This window comes from Variovorax paradoxus, assembly GCA_016806145.1.
Taxonomy (GTDB): Bacteria; Pseudomonadota; Gammaproteobacteria; order Burkholderiales; family Burkholderiaceae_C; genus Variovorax.
Window position 1 is genome coordinate 1,531,134 of the sequence record CP063167.1, and the last position, 18,121, is coordinate 1,549,254.

Genomic DNA, 18,121 nt, shown 5'->3' on the forward strand with positions numbered 1-18,121 from the left:
CACGAGCCCGAACAGGAGACCGCATCCATGCATCACCCCTCGTTCTTCTCGCCGCCGCGGCGGCGCCTGCTGCAGGGCGCGCTCGCCGCCTCGGTCGTGTCCGCCTGGGTGCGGCCGGCGCGGGCCGCGGCGCCCTGGCCGCAGAAGCCCGTGCGCCTGGTCGTCGGCTTTCCGCCGGGCTCCTCGCCCGACGCGCTGGCGCGCACCGTCGCCGATCCGCTGGCGCAGGCGCTGGGCCAGGCGGTGATCGTCGAGAACAAGGTCGGCGCCGCCGGCACCATCGGCGTGACCGCGGTGGCCCGGGCCACCGATGGCCACACCATCGGCCTGACCGGCAACGGCCCGCTGACCACCGCCAAGCTGCTCAACCCCGCCGTGCCTTACGACGTGGCGCGCGACCTGCGGCCGATCTCGCTGGTGGGCAGCAGCCCCTTCGTGCTGGCCGGCAGCACCGACATGCCCGCCACCGACCTGCGCGGCCTGCTGGCCCATGCCCGCTCGCGCGGCGACCGGCTCAGCTACGGCTCGGTCGGGCCGGGTTCGGGCTCGCACCTGGCGATGGAGCTGCTCAAGACGCTGAGCGGCATCCAGGCGGTGCACGTGCCGTTTCCGGGCTTCCCGCAGGTGGCGACCGCGCTGATGGGCCAGCAGATCGACCTGTCGTTCATGATCCCGTCGATCGCCGTGCCGCAGGCGCGCAACGGGCGGCTGCGGCTCTATGGCGTCAGCACCGCGGCGCCGTTCCCGGCCTTCGCGGACCTGCCGTCGCTGCAGTCGGCGCTGGCGGCCGGCCAGTCCTTCGACGTGGCTTCGTGGAACGCGATCTTCGGCCCCGCGAGCCTGCCGGCGCCGGTGGCGCAGCGGCTGTCGGAAGAGATCGCGCGCATCCTCAAGGCGCCCGAGGTGCGGCAGCGGCTGTTCGACCAGGGCTGGCAGGCGCTGGGCACCGCGCCCGAGGCGCTGACGCGCACCATCGCCCAGGACACGGCGATGTGGGGCGGCGTGATCCAGCGCACCGGCGTGCGCGGCGAATGAGGGGCCGCGCATGAAACGCCGACACCTCCTCTCGGGCGCGGCCGGCATCGCCGGTGCCAGCATTGCATCCGCCGCCATCGCGCAGCCGACGCGCACCGCACAACCCTCGACCTTCGTGCTCGTGCACGGCGCCTGGCATGGCGGCTGGTGCTGGTCGCGCGTGGCGGCACGTCTGCGCGAACGTGGCGACGCGGTGTACACGCCCACGCTCACCGGCCTCGGTGAGCGGCGCCACCTGATCTCGCCGCAGGTCAACCTCGACACGCATGTGGAAGACGTCGTCAACCTGCTGCAGTTCGAGGAGCTCGAGCGCGTGGTGCTGGTGGGCCACAGCTACGCGGGCATCGTGATCTCGGGCGTGGCCGACCGCGTGCCGCAGCGGCTGCGCCAGCTCGTCTACCTCGATGCCTTGCTGCTCGAGCCCGGCAAGAGCCTGTTCTCGGACTTCCCGCCGGCCGTGGTCGAGCAACGCCTGAAGGCCATCCGCGAGACGGGCGGCGGCGTGGGCGCGGCCGCCGCGCTGCCGCCCGCGGCCTTCGGCGTGAAGGACCCGGCCGACGCGGCCTGGGTCGCGCGCCACCTCACGCCGCAGCCCGTGGGCACCTACCTGCAGCCGCTGCTGCTGAAGGCGCCGCTGGGCAACGGCCTGTCCAAGACCTACATCGAGTGCACGGGCGACCCGATCGCCACGCTCGAACCCACCAAGGCGCGCGTGCGCGCCGATGCCGGCTGGCGGCTGCGCACGCTGGCCACCGGGCACGACGCCATGGTCACCGCGCCCGCCGCGCTGACCGAACTGCTGACCGATCTCGCGGCCTCAGCCGCTTCTACCTCCTGAATGAAAGCCTCGCGATGGGAACCCTGACCCCCGAAGAACGCCATTTTTTCCGCTCCGACGTGCACGCACGCCAGGGCGAGCGCCGCACCCGCCAGCCGCATGGCCACATCACCGAGCCGGCGCGCCAGGTGCCGGTGCACGAGCGCTGCGACGTGCTGGTGCTCGGCGGCGGTCCGTCGGGCGTGGCGGCGGCCGTGGCGGCGGCGCGCAGCGGTGCGCGCACGGTGCTGCTCGAGCGCTACAACCACCTGGGCGGTCTGTCGACCGGCGGCCTCGTGATCTGGATCGACCGCATGAGCGACTGGTCGGGCCGGCACGTGATCCAGGGCCTGGCGGCCGAGTTCATGGACCGCCTGGGCCGCGACGCGGTCGCGGGCCCGCCGCGCGAGGACTGGGGTTCGCGCGACGCCGCCAAGGCCGAGCACTGGTCGCTGCGCACCGCGGCCTTCCACGGCGTGGTAACCCATTCGCCGACCATCGATCCCGAGATGCTCAAGGGCGTGTATCACCAGATGGTGCGCGAGGCCGGCGTCGACCTGATCCTGCACGGCTGGATGGTCGCGCCGATCGCCGAGGCCGGGCGCGTGACCGGCGCCGTGTTCGAGAGCAAGCAGGGCCGGCGCGCCATCCTCGCGCGCGTGGTGGTCGACACCACGGGCGAGGGCGACCTCTACGCCGCCGCGGGCGCGGCCTTCTCGTCCGACATCGACGCGCACGACATCCATCACTGCATCAACACCTCGTGGCTGTTCGCGGGCGTCGACATGCGGCGCTGGCTCGACTTCCGCGCGCACCAGCCGCAGGCCTATTCGGCGCTGCTGGCGCGGGGGCGCGAGACGCTGGGCAGCTTCGAGAAGCCCATCGTCTCCTGGCGCGACGACGTCGCCACCTTCCTCGGTCCGCGCAAGTCGGGCTTCAGCGCGCTCGACGTCGACGAGATGACGCAGGTCGAATGGGAGTCGCGCCGCAGCATGGCCGAGCACCTGGCCTTCTACCGCGCGCATGCGCCGGGCTTCGAGCAGGCCTGGCCGATGCTGATGGCGCCGCAGATCGGCACCCGGCATGGCCGGCGGCTCGCGGGCGTCAAGAGCGTGCGGCGCGCGGACTGGGACGCGGGCGCGGTCGAGGCCGACGAGATCGGCATCAGCCCCAGTCCTTCGCCGAAGTTTCCGAACATCTCGGTGCCCTATGGCGCGCTGGTGCCCGAGCGGCTCGACGGCGTGCTCGCCGCGGGCAAGCACATCTCGTGCGACACCAACTCGCACGGCTTCATGCGCGAGATCCCGCAATGCTGGCTCACGGGCCAGGCGGCCGGCACCGCGGCCGCACTCGCCGCCGATGCGGGCGTTCTGCCGCGTGAGGTCGATGTGGGCCGGCTGCAGGCGCTGTTGATGGCGCAGGGTGTGCCGCTGCGCCAGACCGCGCCGGTGGCAACGGAAGCGCAGGCGACCGCATGAGCTTCCGGCTCGCACTGGCCCATCTCGGCATGCTCGATGCGACGCCGCCGCGGCTGGTCGAGGCCGCGCATGCGGCGGGCTTCGCGGGTGTCGGCATCCGCTTGCTGCCCGCGCGCCTCGGCGAGGCGCCGTTCCCGATGGCCGTGGGCGGCACGATGCTGCGCGAAACGCTGGCGCGGCTGGGCGACCTGGGCATGGCGGTGCACGACATCGAGATCGCGCGCATCAAGCCGGACTTCGATGCCACGGCACTGGCCGGCGTGCTCGAGTCGGCGCAGGCATTGGGCGCGCGCTGCCTCATGGTCAATGTCGACGATGCCGACCTCGCGCGCGCCGCCGACGGCATTGCCGCGCTGGCCGAACGCGCGCGGCCGCATGGGCTGTCGCTCGGCGTCGAGTTCATGGTCTACACCGCCGCGCGCAGCCTGGCCGATGCGCAGCGGTTGGTGGCCGCGGTGCCGGGGTCCGATGCGCGCATCGTGGTCGACGCCTTGCATTTCTGCCGCGCCGGCTGCGAGCCTGCGCAGATGCATGCCGAGCGCATCGACCACGGCTTCATGCAGATCAACGACGCGCCCCCGCAGCGCCACCCGGGCCTCTCGCCTGCCGAGGAAGGCCGGGCCCACCGGCTGTTTCCGGGCGAGGGCGCGCTGCCGCTGGCCGCGCTGCTCGCCTCCCTGGCCGGCGATGCGCTGCTGTCGGTCGAGGCACCCAGCGCCATCCGCATGGCCACGATGGATCCACAGGCGCGCGCCGCGGCCGCCCATCGCGCCACCACTTCCTTCCTGCAACGAAACGGCTACGCCCATGCCTGACACCCCCCTCGACTGGAACGGCCTCAAGCTCGACGGCGGCACCGCCGTGCTCGGCATCATCGGCGACCCGATCGCGCAGGTGAAGGCGCCGTTGCCGCTGACGCAGCGCCTGCAGCGGCGCGGCCTCAACGCCGTGCTGGTGCCACTGCATGTGCACGCCGACGACGTGGCGCCGCTGCTGCAGAGCCTGCATGCGGTGCGCAACCTCGCGGGCATCGTCGTCACCGTGCCGCACAAGCAGCAGGTGGCGTCATTGCCGATCGAACTGATGCGCGCGGCGCGTGAAGCCCGCGCCGTGAACGTGCTGCGCCGCCATGGCCAGGGCTGGCAGGGCGAGCTGCTCGATGGCGCCGGCTTTCTCGCGGGCCTGGTGCGCAATGACTTCGAGGTGCGGGGCCGCAGCGTCGGTCTCGCGGGCGCCGGTGGCGCGGGCAATGCGATCGCCTTCGCGCTGGCCGCCGCGGGGGCCGCCTCCATCGACATCCGCGATGCCGACGACGCGAAGCGCGCCGATCTCGTCGCGCGGTTGCGTGCATCGGGCTGCAACGCCGGCGCATGGGATGGCGAGAGCCCGCGCGACCTGCTCGTCAACGCCACGCCCGCCGGCATGCGCGCGGACGACCCGCTGCCGATCGCGCCCTCCGCGATCCGCGCGGGCCAGACGGTGGCCGACGTGATCATGGAGCCGCCCACCACCGCGCTGCTCGCGCTCGCCGAATCCATGGGCGCGCGCATCGTGCATGGCCGCCACATGATGGACGAGCAGCTCGAGGCCATGGCCGACTTCTTCGCCGAGGTGCTGCGATGAGCACGCCTTTCTTTCCTGGTTTCGAGGCGCGCAGCATCGAACTCGGCGATGCGCGGATCCACGTCGAAGTCGGCGGCAGCGGACCGCCCTTGTTGCTTCTGCATGGCTACCCGCAGACGCATGTGGCCTGGCACCGCGTCGCACCCGTGCTCGCACGGCATTTCACGGTGGTCGCGCCGGACCTGCGCGGCTATGGCGACAGCACCGGGCCCGCCGGCGATCCGTTGCACCTCAACCACTGCAAGCGCACGCTGGCCGCCGACAAGCTCGCGCTGATGCGCGCGCTGGGCTTCGAGCGTTTCGCCGTCATGGCCCACGACCGCGGCGCGCGCGTGGGCTACCGCCTGGCGCTCGACACGCCCGAGGCCGTGCGCTGCTTCGTCTCGCTCACCGTGATTCCCACCGAGGAGATGTGGAAGCGCGCGGGCATGGCCTTCGGGCTCAAGGCCTTCCACTGGTACCTGTTCGCGCAGCCCTTCGACCTGCCCGAGCGCATGCTGCGCGCCGACCCCGCCTACTACCTCGACTGGACCCTGCGCAACATGGTGCAGAAGGTCGATGCCGTCACGCCCGAGGCGCTGGCCGAGTACCACCGCGCCTTCGCGAAGGAATCGGTGCGCCACGCGATGCTCGAGGACTACCGCGCCGCCTCCTCGATCGACCTGCAACACGACCGCGAGGACCTCGCGGCCGGCCGTCGCCTGGCCTGCCCGGTGCAGGTGCTGTGGAGCGCGTCGAACGCCGCGCGGCCCGACCTCGCCGAAGTCTGGAAGACCTGGGCCGATACCGTGGAGGGCGGCACCGTCGACTGCGGCCACCTGATGGCCGAGGAGGCGCCCGACGAGGTGCTGGCACAGGTGCTGCCGTTCCTGCGGCGCCACGCCTGAATGCCGCACCCGGATTCACGAAGGAGAAGAAGACCATGAGAGACAAGACCTTGCGTTCGCGCCTGCTGGCGCCCCTGTGCATCGCGCTGGCGCTGTTGCAATCCACCGTGGCGCACGCGCAGTCCCAGCCACCCGTGCGCCTGAGCGGCCTGCAGGATGCGGCGCTCGCGCGCCAGCAGGAGTTCTTTCCATCGACCGCGTTCGAGACCGTGCATGCGGGCGGCTGCGGCGTGATGGAGGGCATCGCCACCGCATCGGACGGCAGCGTCTATTTCACCGAGATCACGCGCTCGGTCGGCTGCAGCGATGCCAGGGGCGTGCAGGGCGGCCGCATCTGGGTGATTCCACCGGGCGGGCGGCCGCGCGTGTTCCGCGAGCCCAGCAACATGGCGGCGGGCCTGGCCATCGATGCGCAGGACCGCCTGGTGGTGGCCGAGGGCGCCGACTTCGGCGGCCGTCGCGTGTCGGTGACCGACCTGCGCAGCGGCGACTACCGCGTGGTCGCCTACTTCCACGACAACCGGCAGCTCAATGCGCCCAACGACGTGGCCATCGACCGCGCGGGCCGCATCTATTTCTCCGACCTGCGGCTGTTCGGCCCCGAGACCATCGAGCAGCGCATCCATGCCGTCTACCGGCTCGACCCGCCGGCCGCGGGCAGCAGCGCCAAGGGCCTGTGGCCCATCGTCCGCATCCTCGGCGACAACGCCAAGGTCAACGGCGTCGAACTCTCGCCCGACGGGCGCACGCTCTACGCGGGCCTGTGCGACCCCGGCACCAACGCGCTCGGCGAGCAAGGCCCGGCCCCGCTCGACCGCACGGGTTCGGGCGGCCTGCTGGCCTATGCGCTCGATGCCGCGGGCCAGCCCGGTGCGCCGCGCGTGCTGCTCGACCTCGAGAAGGCCGGCTGCGTCGACGGCATGGCCACCGACGCCGAGGGCAACGTCTACCTCGCGCTGCCGTCCTCGCCCGGCGGGCCGGGCCTCTACGTGCTCACGCCCGCGGGCCAACTCGTGGCGCGGCTGGTGCTGCCGAATCGCGAGAGCCCGGTGAACGTGGGCTTCGGACGCGGCGCCGAGGCGAACATGCTGTACGTGGCGACGGTGGGCGTGGGCAAGGTCTACCGGCTGCGCGTGGGCAAGAGCGGGTCGGCACCCGCGCCCTGAGACCGCGAAGCCCTCGTCAGGACTGCGCCTGGCCGCGCGGCCGCATGCCGGTGGCGCGCTTGAACGAGCGCGAGAGCGCAAGCCCGTTCGAGTAGCCCACCTGCTGCGCCACCTGGTCGAGCGTGAGCCGCTGTTCCTTCAGCAGCCGCGCGGCGATGCGCATGCGCGTGCGGAAGAGATAGCGCAGCGGCGGCAGGCCGAACTGCTGGCTGAAGCGCGAAGCGAAGGCGCTGCGGCTCAGGTGGCACAGCGCCGCCAGCGCATCGACGGTCCAGTTGCGCGCCGGATGTTCGTGCATCGCGAGCACGGCCGACGAGAGCTGGCGATCGCGGCGTCCGGGCGGGGCCTCGAGTGCCACCGCATGGGCCGGGTCGGCGAAGTGGCGCGACAGCAGCATGCGCAGGATGGCGTTGATCGAAGGCCCCATCGCCATCGCATTGCCCGTGTCGAGGTCGGAGATCCAGCGCACCCAGTCGACCACGCGCGCATCCCCGGCGCCTTCGCCGGCCTTGCAGTGCACCAGCTCGGGCAACAGCGCCATCAGCGGGTGTTCCATCAGGGCACTGGTCTCGAAGAAGCTGCCCGCAACGAGCGCGTCGTGCTCGGAGCCGACCGCATAGACGCCGTGGCGGTTGCGAAAGCCCGCGCGAACCAGGTCCTCGATGCCGCGCGGCACGACCTGTTCGTCGCGAAACACCAGATGCGCGCCGCCGCGCGGCAGGAACAGGATGTCGCCCTTGTTCGCGAGATGAACCCCGTCGGCCGTCCGCACGCGCCAGCCGTCGTCGCAGAACACGTACAGCGGCGCATGCGAGCGACTGCGGACCTCGACCGCGTCGCTTCTCGCGCAGCGGTACTGGAAGCTCAGCATCGGCTCGAACCACAGGCGTGCGATGAGCCGTTCGGTGTCGGGCGCGGTCTCGTGCGGGTTCGCGTGGCGGTGCCCGCGCTTGAAGGTCTTCGACATGCCAGGGAGAAATCGGAAAACAGCGCATGCTAGTGATCGCACGCCGCTTTGACACTCCGCCGGAGGTCCTAAGGCGCCCCTTGCCGCGTTGGCCATTGGCGATAGGCCTTAGGGTGCGAGGATCAGCACCAGCGTCTGGCTCGGCGCGATGCGCGCGCCCATGGCGTTGGTGCTGTTCTGCATGGTGGTGCTGGTGAGGCGGGTGGCGGGCATGCCGTGGTAGAGAACGGTGGTGGACCCGGTCGTATGGCGGCTCGGCCCCATCACCGTGCCCGAGGCCACGCCGAGCAACACGCCCGCGTTGTCGCCGTTGGTCATGGGGATGGTGGTGGCCATGTTGTGGACCGGGCCGCCCATGATCAGCACGGTCGGGCAGTTCGGTATGGCCATCGGTCCCATCGCGATGTTGGGGTAGGGCACCGGGATCGGCGACGGCGCGGCCGGCGTCATGCAGACGTCGGGAAAGGCCATGTCGGTGCCCATGAGCTGGCAGTTCGAGAACATCGCGGCCTCACCCGAAGTGGATCTGGCCGCCGCGCGCCTTGACCAGCTTCTCGCCGTCGATCAGCGTGTGTTCCGAGCTGATGCGCAGCAAGGTGTCGGCCTCCTGCTCGAGGTGTTCCGCATGGACGCGGTCCAGTCCCTCGGTGCGCCGCAGGTAGCTGCGGCTGAAATGGCTGACCCGGTCGAACACGCTGTGGAGCATGGCGCCGACGAACCGCACCTGTCGGCTCATGAGGCTCACGCGCTCGCCGACGAAAAGCGTCTCGTCGGCCGTGAACTCGACGCTGCGCGAGCGGACCGCGAAGCGCGGGCTGTCGATGCGCACATCCGCGCCCGCGATCGCGAGTCCGCCGCCGACTTCGAGCCGCGCCGGCCCGTCGCAATGCCAGGTCTGCGGCGTGCCCTCCGCGCGGTCGAGCACCGCGGTGATCCACCATTCGCCGATCGCCACGCGCATGCAGGCGACGCTGTCGCCGACCTCGGGCCGCAGCAGGCAGCTGGCGGCGCGGCGCGCCCGATGGCTCGCACCGGCATCGGCCACGGTCCAGCCGTCGGGCAGCGCGGCGGTGACGATCGCCACGAAGGCCTCGGCGCGGGTGGAAGGGGCGAGGCGCTCGAGCGCCGGGAGGTTCGACATGGTGTCCGTGCTTTCGTCTTCTTCTTGGCGGTGGGGAGGGTGCATTCAGGCCGCGACCGGCCGCCAGGCATCGGCCCGCGCGCGGTCTTCGTCGATCTCGATGGCGCGCGCCCGGTCGGGCAGTTGCGCATCGTCGGTGCGGGCGCCATGCAGCATCGCGCGCACGAGCGTCGCGCCGCGTGCATCCACGCCGCAGAGGTCGGCGCCGCTGAAGTCGGCATGGCTCAGGTCGGCATCGCGCAGCGACGCGCGCTGCAGTTGCGCGTCGGCGAAATGGCACTGGTGCAGGTTGGCGGCATCGAAGCGCGCGCCCGGCAGCGTGGCACCGGTGAACAGGGCCTGCGACAGATGGGCCCCGGCGAAAAGGACGCCGCTGCCGGAAGCGCCGCAGAAGATCGCCTGGGGCGCGCGGGCGCGCGTGAAGTCGGCGTCGTCGAGTTGCGCGCGCATGAAGTTGCACTGCGCGAGCGCGACCTCGCGGAAGTCGGCACCCGAGAGGCGTGCCTCGTTGAACTGGCAGGCCTCGAGCGCGAGGCCGCGGAACGACTTGCGCTCCAGGCCCGTCTTGTGGAAGGTGACCCGCCGCAGCGTCGCGCGCTCCCAGGTCAGCCGCGACGCGTCGCATTCGATCATCGCCGCATGCTCCCAGTGCGTGTCGTCGGCGTTCACGTCGACCAGGCTGCAGCTGCTGAAGCTGCTCGACTGCAGTCCCGCGCCCGCCATGCCCGCATGGTCGAGCGTGCAGCGCGTGAAGGTGGCCATCGCGAGCGCGGCACCCGAGAGCTGGGCATGCGTCGCGCGGCATTCGGAGAACACGGCGCCCTGCAGGTTGGCGTCGCGAAAGTCCGCATGGTCGATCTCGCACTGGTTGAAGACCGTGCGGCGCAGGTTGGCGCCGCCGAACAGCACGCCGCGCAGGTCGCAGCGATCGAACACGCATTCGCGTGCATCGGCGCCACGCAGGTCCGCCTCGTTCAGCTGGCTGCGCGAGAAGACGCCGCCCGCCACGCGGGCGCCCGCATAGGCGCCCTTGCGGAAGTCCTTGCCCTCCAGGGTCTCGCCGAACAGGATCGCGATGCCCAGCAGCGTGGCGTTCATGCGGGCTGCTCCAGGGCCTGTGCGCGTGCGTGCGCCTGGCGCGCGGCCGCCGCCTGCTGCTCGGGCGTCAGTCGCGGATAGGTTCGTGCGCGCGTCAACAAGGCCCCGTCGAAGCGGGCGTCGGCGTCGAGCTGAATGCGCGACAGGTCGGCCCCGAACAGGTTGGCGTTGCGCAGGTCGCAGCCGCGCAGGTCGGCATGCTGCAGGATCGCCTCGCGCAGGTTCGCGCCCGAGAGCCTGGCACCGGCCCAGCGCGAACGCGAGAGCATCGCGCCGCGCGCGCTGAGGAGTTCGGCATCGCAGTGCTCGAAGCAGGCGCCCGCGAGGTGGGCGCCGTCGAGCACGGCGCTCGTGAGCCGGGCCGCGCCCAGATCGCAGTCCGCCAGATTGGCGCCGTCGAGCCGGGCGTCCGACAGGTCCGCGCCGCGCAGCACGCAGGACTGCACGAAGGTGGCTCCGGACAGGTTCGCACCCGCGAGGCGGGCGTCGTCGAGGCGGCATCCGACGAAGGTGCTGCCCGTGAAGACCGCATCGCGCGCGCTCAGGCCCTCGAGGCGGCATTCGAGAAACTGGCAGCCGGTCAGCCGCGCGCCATCGAGCACCAGGCCCCGCAGGTCGAGCTTGTGGAACAGCAGGCCGGCACCGCGCGCGCCGCTCCAGTCGGCCGGTCCCCAGCTGGTGTCCATCGATTGCAGGTTGTCGATGACGGCCTCGCGCAACTGCGTGGCGGCAAGCGCCGTGCCGCCGAGCTGCGCGCCCGTGAGGTCGGCGCGGTCGAACACCGCGTTCGCGAGCCGCGCGCCGCCGAGGTTGCTGCCCTGGAGCTGCGCCTCGATGGCCACCGCACCTTCGAGGCAGGCGTGCGAGAGGACGCACAGGCGCAGCACCGCGCCCGTCAGGTTGGCGTTCGTGAGGTTCGCGCTCTCGAGCCAGGAACCCGTCATGTCGACGCCGCGCAGGTCGAGGTTCGACAGGTCGACGCCGGTCAGGTCGAAGCCCAGCCAGCGCCGGAAGCCGTGCGCCAGCATCCATTGCAGCTCGCGCCGGCGTTCGGCCGCCTGCTCCGCCGGCAGCGGATCCATTGGCGGCTGGTGATGCGCCGATTGCAGGTAGTTCGAACGCGCAACGGCTTCCGCCTGCTGCAGCCGGGGCACGAAGGCATTGCGGTCGAAGGCCTTGCCGGCGCCGGCATGGGCCGATTCGAGGCGCGCGAGTTCGTCACGCGCGCTGAACCGCGGCGGCCCGCGGTGCTGCGCCTGCTTCAGGTCGACCCGGTGTTTCTGCGCGAATTCCCTGGCGTTCTCGAGCAACGTGACCGTGTCCTCCAGGGCGGCCCACTCCTGGGCCTCCATGTCCTTGATCGTGCGTTCGATGAAGGCGGGCATCTCCTCGGGTTTGGGCGGCTGCTGGCGCGGCGGCAGCCGAAGTCCCAGCGCATCGGGATCCTTGCCCTGGGTGCGCACCTGGTCCCGTGCCATCTCGACGTCGATCGCGGCGCGGCGGTACTGCGCGTCCTCCTGAAGCCCGTCGGGGCGCAGCGCGGCCTGCGCGGCTTCGGTGGCAGGGTCGGCGGTGTCGATGCCCGGCGGCAGCAGCGCGCTGTCGTCGAGCGCATGGAGCGCGGCATGCCTGCCGGTGGCGCGCTTGTTCAGCGTGTCGAGGTAGTGCTGCGGATCGCGCGGCTCGTCGATGCGCTCGACCGCGCCGAGCAGGCGCGTGATGTCGCAGGCATCGTCGCGCGTGGTCTGCGCCAGCCCGTGAAAGACCAGCACCAGCCGCTCGGCATGCGGAAAGCACCAGACGGTGGTGAGCTGCATCGGGATCTCGTCGAGCGTCGCGGGCTCGCCGCTTCCCTGGTCCGGCGCGCGGCCCGCGAACACACGCACGCGCAGGCCCGGCAGGCGGCCCGCGACGTACGGCCGGTCGGGATGCATGTGATCGAAGGCGAAGTCCTCGTCGCCCTTCAGCGGCGCATCGAACCATTGATCCTGGCTAGCGAGATTGAAGAAGCGCCAATCGGTATCGGGCGCGAACCCGGGCGCATGCCGCGTGAGCCAGTCCTCGTCGTAGGTGCCGCGCCAGGCCGCGCGCTGCGGATGCGTCAGATCGAGCGGACCGAAAGCCGCCGGCGCGATGGCCTGGTCGATCTCGAGCAGGCGATCGTGCGGCAGTTCGAGGTGGGGCAGGGCGCGAATGCCTTCGAGCACCACGCGGCCCTTGCCCTGCGGATTCGCCGGGTGATCGGGGCCGCCGTAGGCATGGGCCCAGTCGAGCGGGATCTTGGAGAACGGCAACGGTGCCGTGGGGTCGCGCCCTTCCCATCGACGCTCGCCGAAGACCAGCACGGTCTTCTCCCGCTGGCCGATGCGTGCGCGCACCGCGACGGCGCGCGTGTCCACCGCGGGTGCGTAGGCATGGCCATGGACCAGGAATTCGGGATGCAGCTTGGCGATGCCTTCGTCGATGACGGGCGACGCCATCTCCTTGGCCAGGAAGTCCCACATCGATTGCTCGGCCCAGAGCGTACCGCGCTCGGCCTGGGCGAAGGGGACATGGAGGTAGCCGGAGACGCTGAGGCCGAAGCGGTGGCGGAACTCCATGGGGCGGAAGGACAGGCCCAGGGATTGGGGCTTGATGATGTGCATAAGACTTTCGGCGATCGAGTCCGAGTGCGCTTCGTTAGAGCGGCTTGTCCTTGTCCGGCTCCGTGGTGCCATCCTTGCTTCCCGCATCGGGCTTCGGTTCGTCGAGAAACTTGGGGCGCTTGGGACCATAGGCGCCGCCAAAATCCTTTTCCGGGTTGAAGACGAACATGCGGGAATTCGCGCGCGTGTCGTACTGCGAGTAATCGAGGTCGCCAGGTTTCGGTATCCGTCCAGGCGTCTGGGGATCCACGGAATAGTCGTAGTAGTCTTTGGTGAACTCGTCGCCCTTGGTCGATCTCGTATTGGTCGGCGCGTCCTTGGCCATCGAGCCAGAACCATCGTCGATCAGGCGACGCAGACGCGCAGCCAATCCGTGGTGACCGGCGTTGGCTGCGGCGTGCGCCGCTTCCCTCAACTCCTTCTCTGCGCCGCTGCCCTGTTCTCCCCATTCGACAAGCCCTGCCAGTCCAGAGAGAAAGCCGACACTGACGGACCCCGCAATCGCATTCCACGTGGCAGATTCGCTCAATACGATGGGAGCCGCTGCAGGGCCGCCACCGGGAGGCGCAAAGATCTTCATCGGCGTCGTCTCGATGCTGGACACGCTGCTCACGCTCAGTTCATACCCGGCCGTCATCTCGACGTCGAACCCGAATGCGGTACGCAACGATCCCCCAATTGCCGAATCCATGGAGAGTGCGATGGAGGTACTGCGAGCGAGTCCCAGGGTAACGTCGCTCGATAGTCCGAAGTAGGCGCCGTTGTTGTTGCCGTAGGCGGTGGTGTTGTTCTCGATGGAGATCTGGTTGATGTCGCCGACGGCGATGATGGATGCGTCGGTGTTGCTCGTCAGCGTGAACTTGTTGGCAATGATCGAGTAAGGACCGTCTGGAGACTCCAGAACCATCGAATTCGCACCTGTCACTTTGAAATCGATGTGCTCCGCCTCGAAGGTCATGTTGGTGGCCTTGTAGCCGAGGTCTCCCTCGACGATGAAGGTCTGGTTGCCCTTCACCAGGCGCCGCTCCTCGCCGTCCGTCATGTCTTGCCGCGATGCTTGCGTATGGGTGAACAAATTGCCCTTGACCGTTGTCGACTGAACGCCATCCACCTGCGTGACCTGGTTCGACACAACATGGGTGTGCTGCTCTTCGCCGACCTTCGTGCGCTGCGTCAGGTCGACCTGATGCGATTCATTCTTGCGAATGTGCAGCTTGCGCTCATGGTCCACCAGCAAGGTCTGGTCGCGGTGCACATGCGTGTGCTGGTCGCGATCCACGCGCAGCCACTGATCGCGGCCGATGCCGGTCGTGTCGTCGCGCTCCACGCTGCGCCGCATGTCCCGCTCCGCATGCACCGACAACAGCTCCTCCCCCTTGCGATCCTCGAACTGGATCTCGTTGTAGTTGCTCGCATCGCCGCCGGGCGTGGAGCGCGTGCGGAAGCCGCTCTGCGTGGGCGACTTGTAGGGGATGGGCTGGTCGTCGTTGTAGACCCGCCCCACGATCACGGGCCGGTCGGGGTCGCCGTTGAGGAAGTCGACGATCACCTCCTGCCCGATGCGCGGCGCGAAGTAGCCACCCCAGCCCTTGCCGGCCCAGGGTTGCGACACGCGCACCCAGCAGGTCGACTTCTCGTTGCGCTCGTCGTAGCGGTCCCAGTGGAAGTGCACCTTCACGCGGCCATGCTCGTCCACGTGCAGCTCGTCGCCTTCGGGGCCGACCACGATCGCGGTCTGCGGGCCGGGCATGGTCACGCGCGGCGTGAGACGCGGCGGGCGGAACGGCAGCTGCATCGGCAGCACGGTGAGGAAGAACACGCAGACGCCGCGCTGGGCATCGTGCAGCGTGCGTTCGGTGCGGATCAGTTCGTCGAGCACCCCGTCCATGCCGTCGTTGACCGGGTCGTCCGCGATCAGGCCGCACAGCCGCTCGGCATGCCATTTGCGCGTGCGCTCGTCGTCGGCGCCTTCGTAGCCCGGATGGGTGACGACGAAGCTGCAGGCACCGATCAGGTGTTCGCCGCGCGCCAGTTCGGGCGCATCGCCCTCGAGCACGAAGCTGCGGCCCACGCCCACGTCGGGCCAGGTCGTCACGGCCCAGTGGCGGTCGCGGCGCGCGATCAATTCCTCGCCGCGGATCCTGGCCGTGGCCTCGGCCTTCTCCACGTCGAAGTAGTCGCCCGGGTATTCGAAGTCCTCGAAGTCCGCGAGCTCGTGCTCGTCGGCGGTGTCGATGGTGGCACCGATGTTCTTGCGGATCGCCTTGAAGTCGCTGTCGCGCGCCGCATGCTTGCCGGTGTCCAGCCGCTGCGTGGAGATCCAGCGCGTGATCTCGTTGAAGCGCGCCTCGCCCGCGACGCCGGTGTAGTGCAGCACCGGCGTGGCCGGCAGGCGCTCGTGCGCGACGAAGCTGGTGTCGGCGAGCTGCAGCCGACCCGGCTCGTCGTGCGCGTCGAACCAGTAATAGATGCCCTCGGCCTCGAGCAGCCGCGAGAGGAAATCGTGGTCGCTCTCCTGGAACTGCACGCAGTAGCGGTGCGGTTCGTGCGCGCCGATCACGCCGTCGGCAGTGGTCTTGCGGATGCGCCGCGCCGGGCTGTCCTCGAACACCGCGTTGAGCACGTCGAGCACCGGCTTGTCCTGGAAGATGCGCGAGTTGCGCCGCTTGGTCAGCAGCCAGAACCAGGAGCGCAGCGTGATGCGGTAGCGGTGGTAGCGCCCGGTGCGGCCTTCGCGCAGGAAGCGCACGGCATGCCCGTGGCAGTGGCGGGTATGGGGGAGTTCATGGGCGTCGATGAAGTCGATGCCGATGTCGAAGGCGCGGCCCAGGATGTCCCTGGGTTGCACATGCCCGTTCTTCGACAGCACCGTGAGCTCATAGGCCGCGGCGCGCGAAAGGCCCTCGTGGCCGACGAGGCTCCAGAACATGAGGTCGTTGGCGACGGGGGAGTCGGTGTCGATGCGGATGTCGTGCGTGTGCATGGGACATCCATTGTTCGAAATCGGCGAGCGTGGCGCGATGGTCGTGCCACTCGAATGGATGGCCGTGCGTCCTGCGATGGCCGCGAATTCCGCGGCCGTTCGCTTCAAGGGCCCATGCCCACCAGCCGCAGCAGATTGCCGCGCGCCACCAGCGCACGCGCATCGGGACTGAGCTGGACCAGGAAGTTCTGCACGCTCGCGAACTTCATCGTCTCGGTGTCGGCCGAGCGGTGGCTCGCGTCGGTGCCGATCAGAAAGCGGTGCGGTTGCGCCTCGATCAGCGCGAGCCATTCGGGCCAGACGTTCTGGCCGTCGCGCAGCACGGTGTAGTCGGGCGAGCGCGGATGGCGCGGCCAGGTGCGCGCGCTGAGCTCGTAGTGCAGGTTCGGATGTCGCTCGAGCAACCGCCGCGCGAGAAACAGCGGCGTGTAGCCGCCATGGGCCCAGATCACCGGCACGTCGGGAAAGCGCTCGAGCATCTGCTGCAGCTCGGCCATGCGCATGATTTCCACATGCACCATCACCGGCAGCCGGTACTTGCGCGCGAGCACCATGATGCCGGTCATGATCGCGCCGGTCGGGCTGTAGTCGGTTTCCGCGAAGCCCGACGCGGCGAAATGCGCAATCGAGATCTCGCCGATGCCCTTGTAGAGCCCGGTGGCCAGCAGTGCGTCGAGCTGCGCGAGCAGTACCGGATCGTCGGCGTTCCAGGCGGGACGATAGATGCTGCGCTCGGGCGAGATCGATGCGAAGGGGATCAGCCGGTCGGGATGGCGCCGCGCGGCCTCGGCCACCGATTCGTTGCTGCTGCGCGCGCCCCAGGACACCACGGCATGCGTCGCGCCCCAGCGGTCCATCAGCACGAGCTGCATCGCGAGGTCGTTGAGGTGCACGTGCGCGTCGGCGAAGGGGATCAACGTCGCGGGCGGCGATGGCGGGATCTGCGGCCAGGCGGGCAGGGTCGCGGCCCACAGCAGGATGGCGTGCAGCCAGAGCATGCGGGCGCGGCGGGGCAGTCGTTGTCGATCGGTCCGATCCATGGGGTTTCCTCGTGCGGCAAGGAGGAATTTCCCCAGGGAAGATGTTCCTCGACTCGAAGTTCTTCAAGACGAACGAGGCCCGGCGTTTTTCAACCCGCGGATCCCGGGGTGCGCCAGAATCCCGGACCGATCCCGTCCGATTCCTCCGCTGCCATGCACCGCACCGTCGCCCTGCTCGTTTTCTCCGGCGTCCAGTCGCTCGACGTCAGCGGCCCGATGGACGTGTTCTCGGAAGCCAACCGCTTCCTGCCGGACGAGGACCACTACCGGCTCGAGACCATCGGCGTGGAGCACGGCACCATGCCGTGCTCGAACGGCCTTTCGTTGCAGGCGCACCGCCACTATGCCGAGGTCGACGATGCCTTCGACCTGCTGCTGGTGGCCGGCGGACCGGCGCTGGTGCGGCAGCATTTCGATCCGGCGCTGTACCGCTGGCTCGAGGCCGCGAGCGCGCGGGCCGCGAGCTTCGGTTCGATCTGCAGCGGCGCCTTCATCCTCGCGCGCGCCGGCCTGCTGAATGGCCGCACCGTCACCACGCACTGGAACGACGCGGCGGCGCTGGCCAGCCTGTGCCCGAGCGCGCGCGTCGAATCGAACCGGCTCTTCAACCAGGACGGCAAGCTCTACACCTCGGCCGGCGTCACGGCGGGCATCGACCTGTCGCTGCATCTGCTCGCGCAGCACCACGGCAGCGAGGTGGCGCTGCACGTGGCCCGCCGGCTCGTGGTGTTCACGCAGCGCGCGGGCGGGCAGTCGCAGTTCAGTCCCTTCCTCACGCCGCAGCTGGAGCCGGCCTCGCCGGTCGCGCAGGTGCAGCAGTACGTGATGGCGCACCTCGGCGACGAACTCACGGTGGCGGTGCTGGCGCGGGTCGCGCACATGAGCGAGCGCAGCTTCGCGCGCACCTTCGCGCGCGACGCGAAGCTCACGCCGGCCGAGTTCGTCGAGAGCGCGCGGCTCGACGCGGCGCGCGTGATGCTCGAGAGCGGCCAGGCACCGATGAAGACCGTGGCCTTCGCCTGCGGCTTCCACGACGCGCACCGCATGCGCGCGGTGTTCCTGCGCCGCCTGGGCGTCACGCCGCAGCAGTACCGCGCGAACTTCGGCACCACGCGGCTCGCGTCGTCGCCCGGGGGTTGACGGCGGCGCGCCGGCGCGTCGACAATCCGGCCCGCAGTCGCCTTCGCGGCGCGCTGCCGTAGGCGTTACCGTCATCCAACGCGTCCTTTGTCGAGTGGTTC

15 protein-coding genes are annotated in these 18,121 nt (G+C 70.2%); 8 read left to right on the forward strand and 7 right to left on the reverse strand.

Annotated elements, in window-relative coordinates; genetic code table 11:
• Nucleotides 1-27 precede the first annotated feature (27 nt).
• Genes INQ48_38215 through INQ48_38245 form a run of 7 tightly spaced genes read left to right on the forward strand, consistent with a single transcriptional unit; the run spans nucleotide 28 to nucleotide 7,006 of the window.
• Nucleotides 28-1,035: a tripartite tricarboxylate transporter substrate binding protein gene (locus INQ48_38215; GenBank protein ID QRF61233.1), complete on the forward strand. Its 1,008-nt coding sequence runs from the start codon at nucleotides 28-30 to the stop codon at nucleotides 1,033-1,035.
• A 10-nt stretch (nucleotides 1,036-1,045) separates the two neighbouring features.
• A complete protein-coding gene (locus INQ48_38220; protein QRF61234.1) occupies nucleotides 1,046-1,873 on the forward strand; it encodes an alpha/beta hydrolase in 828 nt (275 codons plus the stop codon).
• Between the two features lie 14 nt (nucleotides 1,874-1,887).
• The gene (locus INQ48_38225) at nucleotides 1,888-3,330 is read left to right on the forward strand and encodes an FAD-dependent oxidoreductase (protein ID QRF61235.1); all 1,443 of its coding nucleotides are present in this window, start codon (nucleotides 1,888-1,890) and stop codon (nucleotides 3,328-3,330) included.
• A complete protein-coding gene (locus INQ48_38230; GenBank protein QRF61236.1) occupies nucleotides 3,327-4,145 on the forward strand; it encodes a TIM barrel protein in 819 nt (272 codons plus the stop codon). Before INQ48_38225 ends, INQ48_38230 begins: the two co-directional genes overlap by 4 nt.
• Complete coding sequence (locus INQ48_38235; GenBank protein ID QRF61237.1) at nucleotides 4,138-4,953, forward strand: shikimate dehydrogenase; 816 nt, start codon at nucleotides 4,138-4,140, stop codon at nucleotides 4,951-4,953. Before INQ48_38230 ends, INQ48_38235 begins: the two co-directional genes overlap by 8 nt.
• Nucleotides 4,950-5,840, forward strand: coding sequence for an alpha/beta hydrolase (locus INQ48_38240; protein ID QRF61238.1), 891 nt, complete (start codon nucleotides 4,950-4,952; stop codon nucleotides 5,838-5,840). Before INQ48_38235 ends, INQ48_38240 begins: the two co-directional genes overlap by 4 nt.
• A 35-nt stretch (nucleotides 5,841-5,875) precedes the next feature.
• Complete coding sequence (locus INQ48_38245; GenBank protein ID QRF61239.1) at nucleotides 5,876-7,006, forward strand: SMP-30/gluconolactonase/LRE family protein; 1,131 nt, start codon at nucleotides 5,876-5,878, stop codon at nucleotides 7,004-7,006.
• Between the two features lie 16 nt (nucleotides 7,007-7,022).
• Here INQ48_38245 and INQ48_38250 read toward each other — a convergent pair whose 3' ends face one another.
• From INQ48_38250 to INQ48_38280, 7 genes are all read right to left on the reverse strand, one after another.
• Nucleotides 7,023-7,973 (reverse strand): helix-turn-helix transcriptional regulator, encoded by a 951-nt coding sequence (locus INQ48_38250; GenBank protein QRF61240.1) that lies wholly within the window; start codon nucleotides 7,971-7,973, stop codon nucleotides 7,023-7,025.
• A gap of 108 nt (nucleotides 7,974-8,081) precedes the next feature.
• Nucleotides 8,082-8,477 (reverse strand): DUF4150 domain-containing protein, encoded by a 396-nt coding sequence (locus tag INQ48_38255; protein QRF61241.1) that lies wholly within the window; start codon nucleotides 8,475-8,477, stop codon nucleotides 8,082-8,084.
• A gap of 7 nt (nucleotides 8,478-8,484) precedes the next feature.
• Nucleotides 8,485-9,114, reverse strand: a complete 630-nt coding sequence (locus INQ48_38260; GenBank protein ID QRF61242.1) for a DUF3540 domain-containing protein — start codon at nucleotides 9,112-9,114, stop codon at nucleotides 8,485-8,487.
• A 45-nt stretch (nucleotides 9,115-9,159) separates the two neighbouring features.
• Nucleotides 9,160-10,212, reverse strand: a complete 1,053-nt coding sequence (locus INQ48_38265) for a pentapeptide repeat-containing protein (GenBank protein ID QRF61243.1) — start codon at nucleotides 10,210-10,212, stop codon at nucleotides 9,160-9,162.
• Nucleotides 10,209-12,857, reverse strand: a complete 2,649-nt coding sequence (locus INQ48_38270; GenBank protein QRF61244.1) for a DUF2169 domain-containing protein — start codon at nucleotides 12,855-12,857, stop codon at nucleotides 10,209-10,211. Before INQ48_38270 ends, INQ48_38265 begins: the two co-directional genes overlap by 4 nt.
• 34 nt (nucleotides 12,858-12,891) lie before the next feature.
• Nucleotides 12,892-15,840: a type VI secretion system tip protein VgrG gene (gene tssI, locus INQ48_38275; GenBank protein QRF63149.1), complete on the reverse strand. Its 2,949-nt coding sequence runs from the start codon at nucleotides 15,838-15,840 to the stop codon at nucleotides 12,892-12,894.
• A gap of 104 nt (nucleotides 15,841-15,944) precedes the next feature.
• Entirely contained in the window at nucleotides 15,945-16,838 is an 894-nt protein-coding gene (locus tag INQ48_38280) for an amidohydrolase family protein (protein ID QRF61245.1), read from the reverse strand.
• Between the two features lie 195 nt (nucleotides 16,839-17,033).
• On the opposite strand from INQ48_38280, the gene INQ48_38285 reads away from it, so the two are divergent.
• Entirely contained in the window at nucleotides 17,034-18,020 is a 987-nt protein-coding gene (locus tag INQ48_38285; GenBank protein ID QRF61246.1) for a DJ-1/PfpI family protein, read from the forward strand.
• The last annotated feature ends 101 nt before the right edge of the window (nucleotides 18,021-18,121 follow it).

Coding starts and splice junctions, on each gene's coding strand:
- INQ48_38215 (QRF61233.1), top strand. CDS start 28: ATGCATCACCCCTCGTTCTTCTCGCCGCCGCGGCGGCGCCTGCTGCAG.
- INQ48_38220 (QRF61234.1), top strand. CDS start 1,046: ATGAAACGCCGACACCTCCTCTCGGGCGCGGCCGGCATCGCCGGTGCC.
- INQ48_38225 (QRF61235.1), top strand. CDS start 1,888: ATGGGAACCCTGACCCCCGAAGAACGCCATTTTTTCCGCTCCGACGTG.
- INQ48_38230 (QRF61236.1), top strand. CDS start 3,327: ATGAGCTTCCGGCTCGCACTGGCCCATCTCGGCATGCTCGATGCGACG.
- INQ48_38235 (QRF61237.1), top strand. CDS start 4,138: ATGCCTGACACCCCCCTCGACTGGAACGGCCTCAAGCTCGACGGCGGC.
- INQ48_38240 (QRF61238.1), top strand. CDS start 4,950: ATGAGCACGCCTTTCTTTCCTGGTTTCGAGGCGCGCAGCATCGAACTC.
- INQ48_38245 (QRF61239.1), top strand. CDS start 5,876: ATGAGAGACAAGACCTTGCGTTCGCGCCTGCTGGCGCCCCTGTGCATC.
- INQ48_38250 (QRF61240.1), bottom strand. CDS start 7,973: ATGTCGAAGACCTTCAAGCGCGGGCACCGCCACGCGAACCCGCACGAG.
- INQ48_38255 (QRF61241.1), bottom strand. CDS start 8,477: ATGTTCTCGAACTGCCAGCTCATGGGCACCGACATGGCCTTTCCCGAC.
- INQ48_38260 (QRF61242.1), bottom strand. CDS start 9,114: ATGTCGAACCTCCCGGCGCTCGAGCGCCTCGCCCCTTCCACCCGCGCC.
- INQ48_38265 (QRF61243.1), bottom strand. CDS start 10,212: ATGAACGCCACGCTGCTGGGCATCGCGATCCTGTTCGGCGAGACCCTG.
- INQ48_38270 (QRF61244.1), bottom strand. CDS start 12,857: ATGCACATCATCAAGCCCCAATCCCTGGGCCTGTCCTTCCGCCCCATG.
- tssI (QRF63149.1), bottom strand. CDS start 15,840: ATGCACACGCACGACATCCGCATCGACACCGACTCCCCCGTCGCCAAC.
- INQ48_38280 (QRF61245.1), bottom strand. CDS start 16,838: ATGCTCTGGCTGCACGCCATCCTGCTGTGGGCCGCGACCCTGCCCGCC.
- INQ48_38285 (QRF61246.1), top strand. CDS start 17,034: ATGCACCGCACCGTCGCCCTGCTCGTTTTCTCCGGCGTCCAGTCGCTC.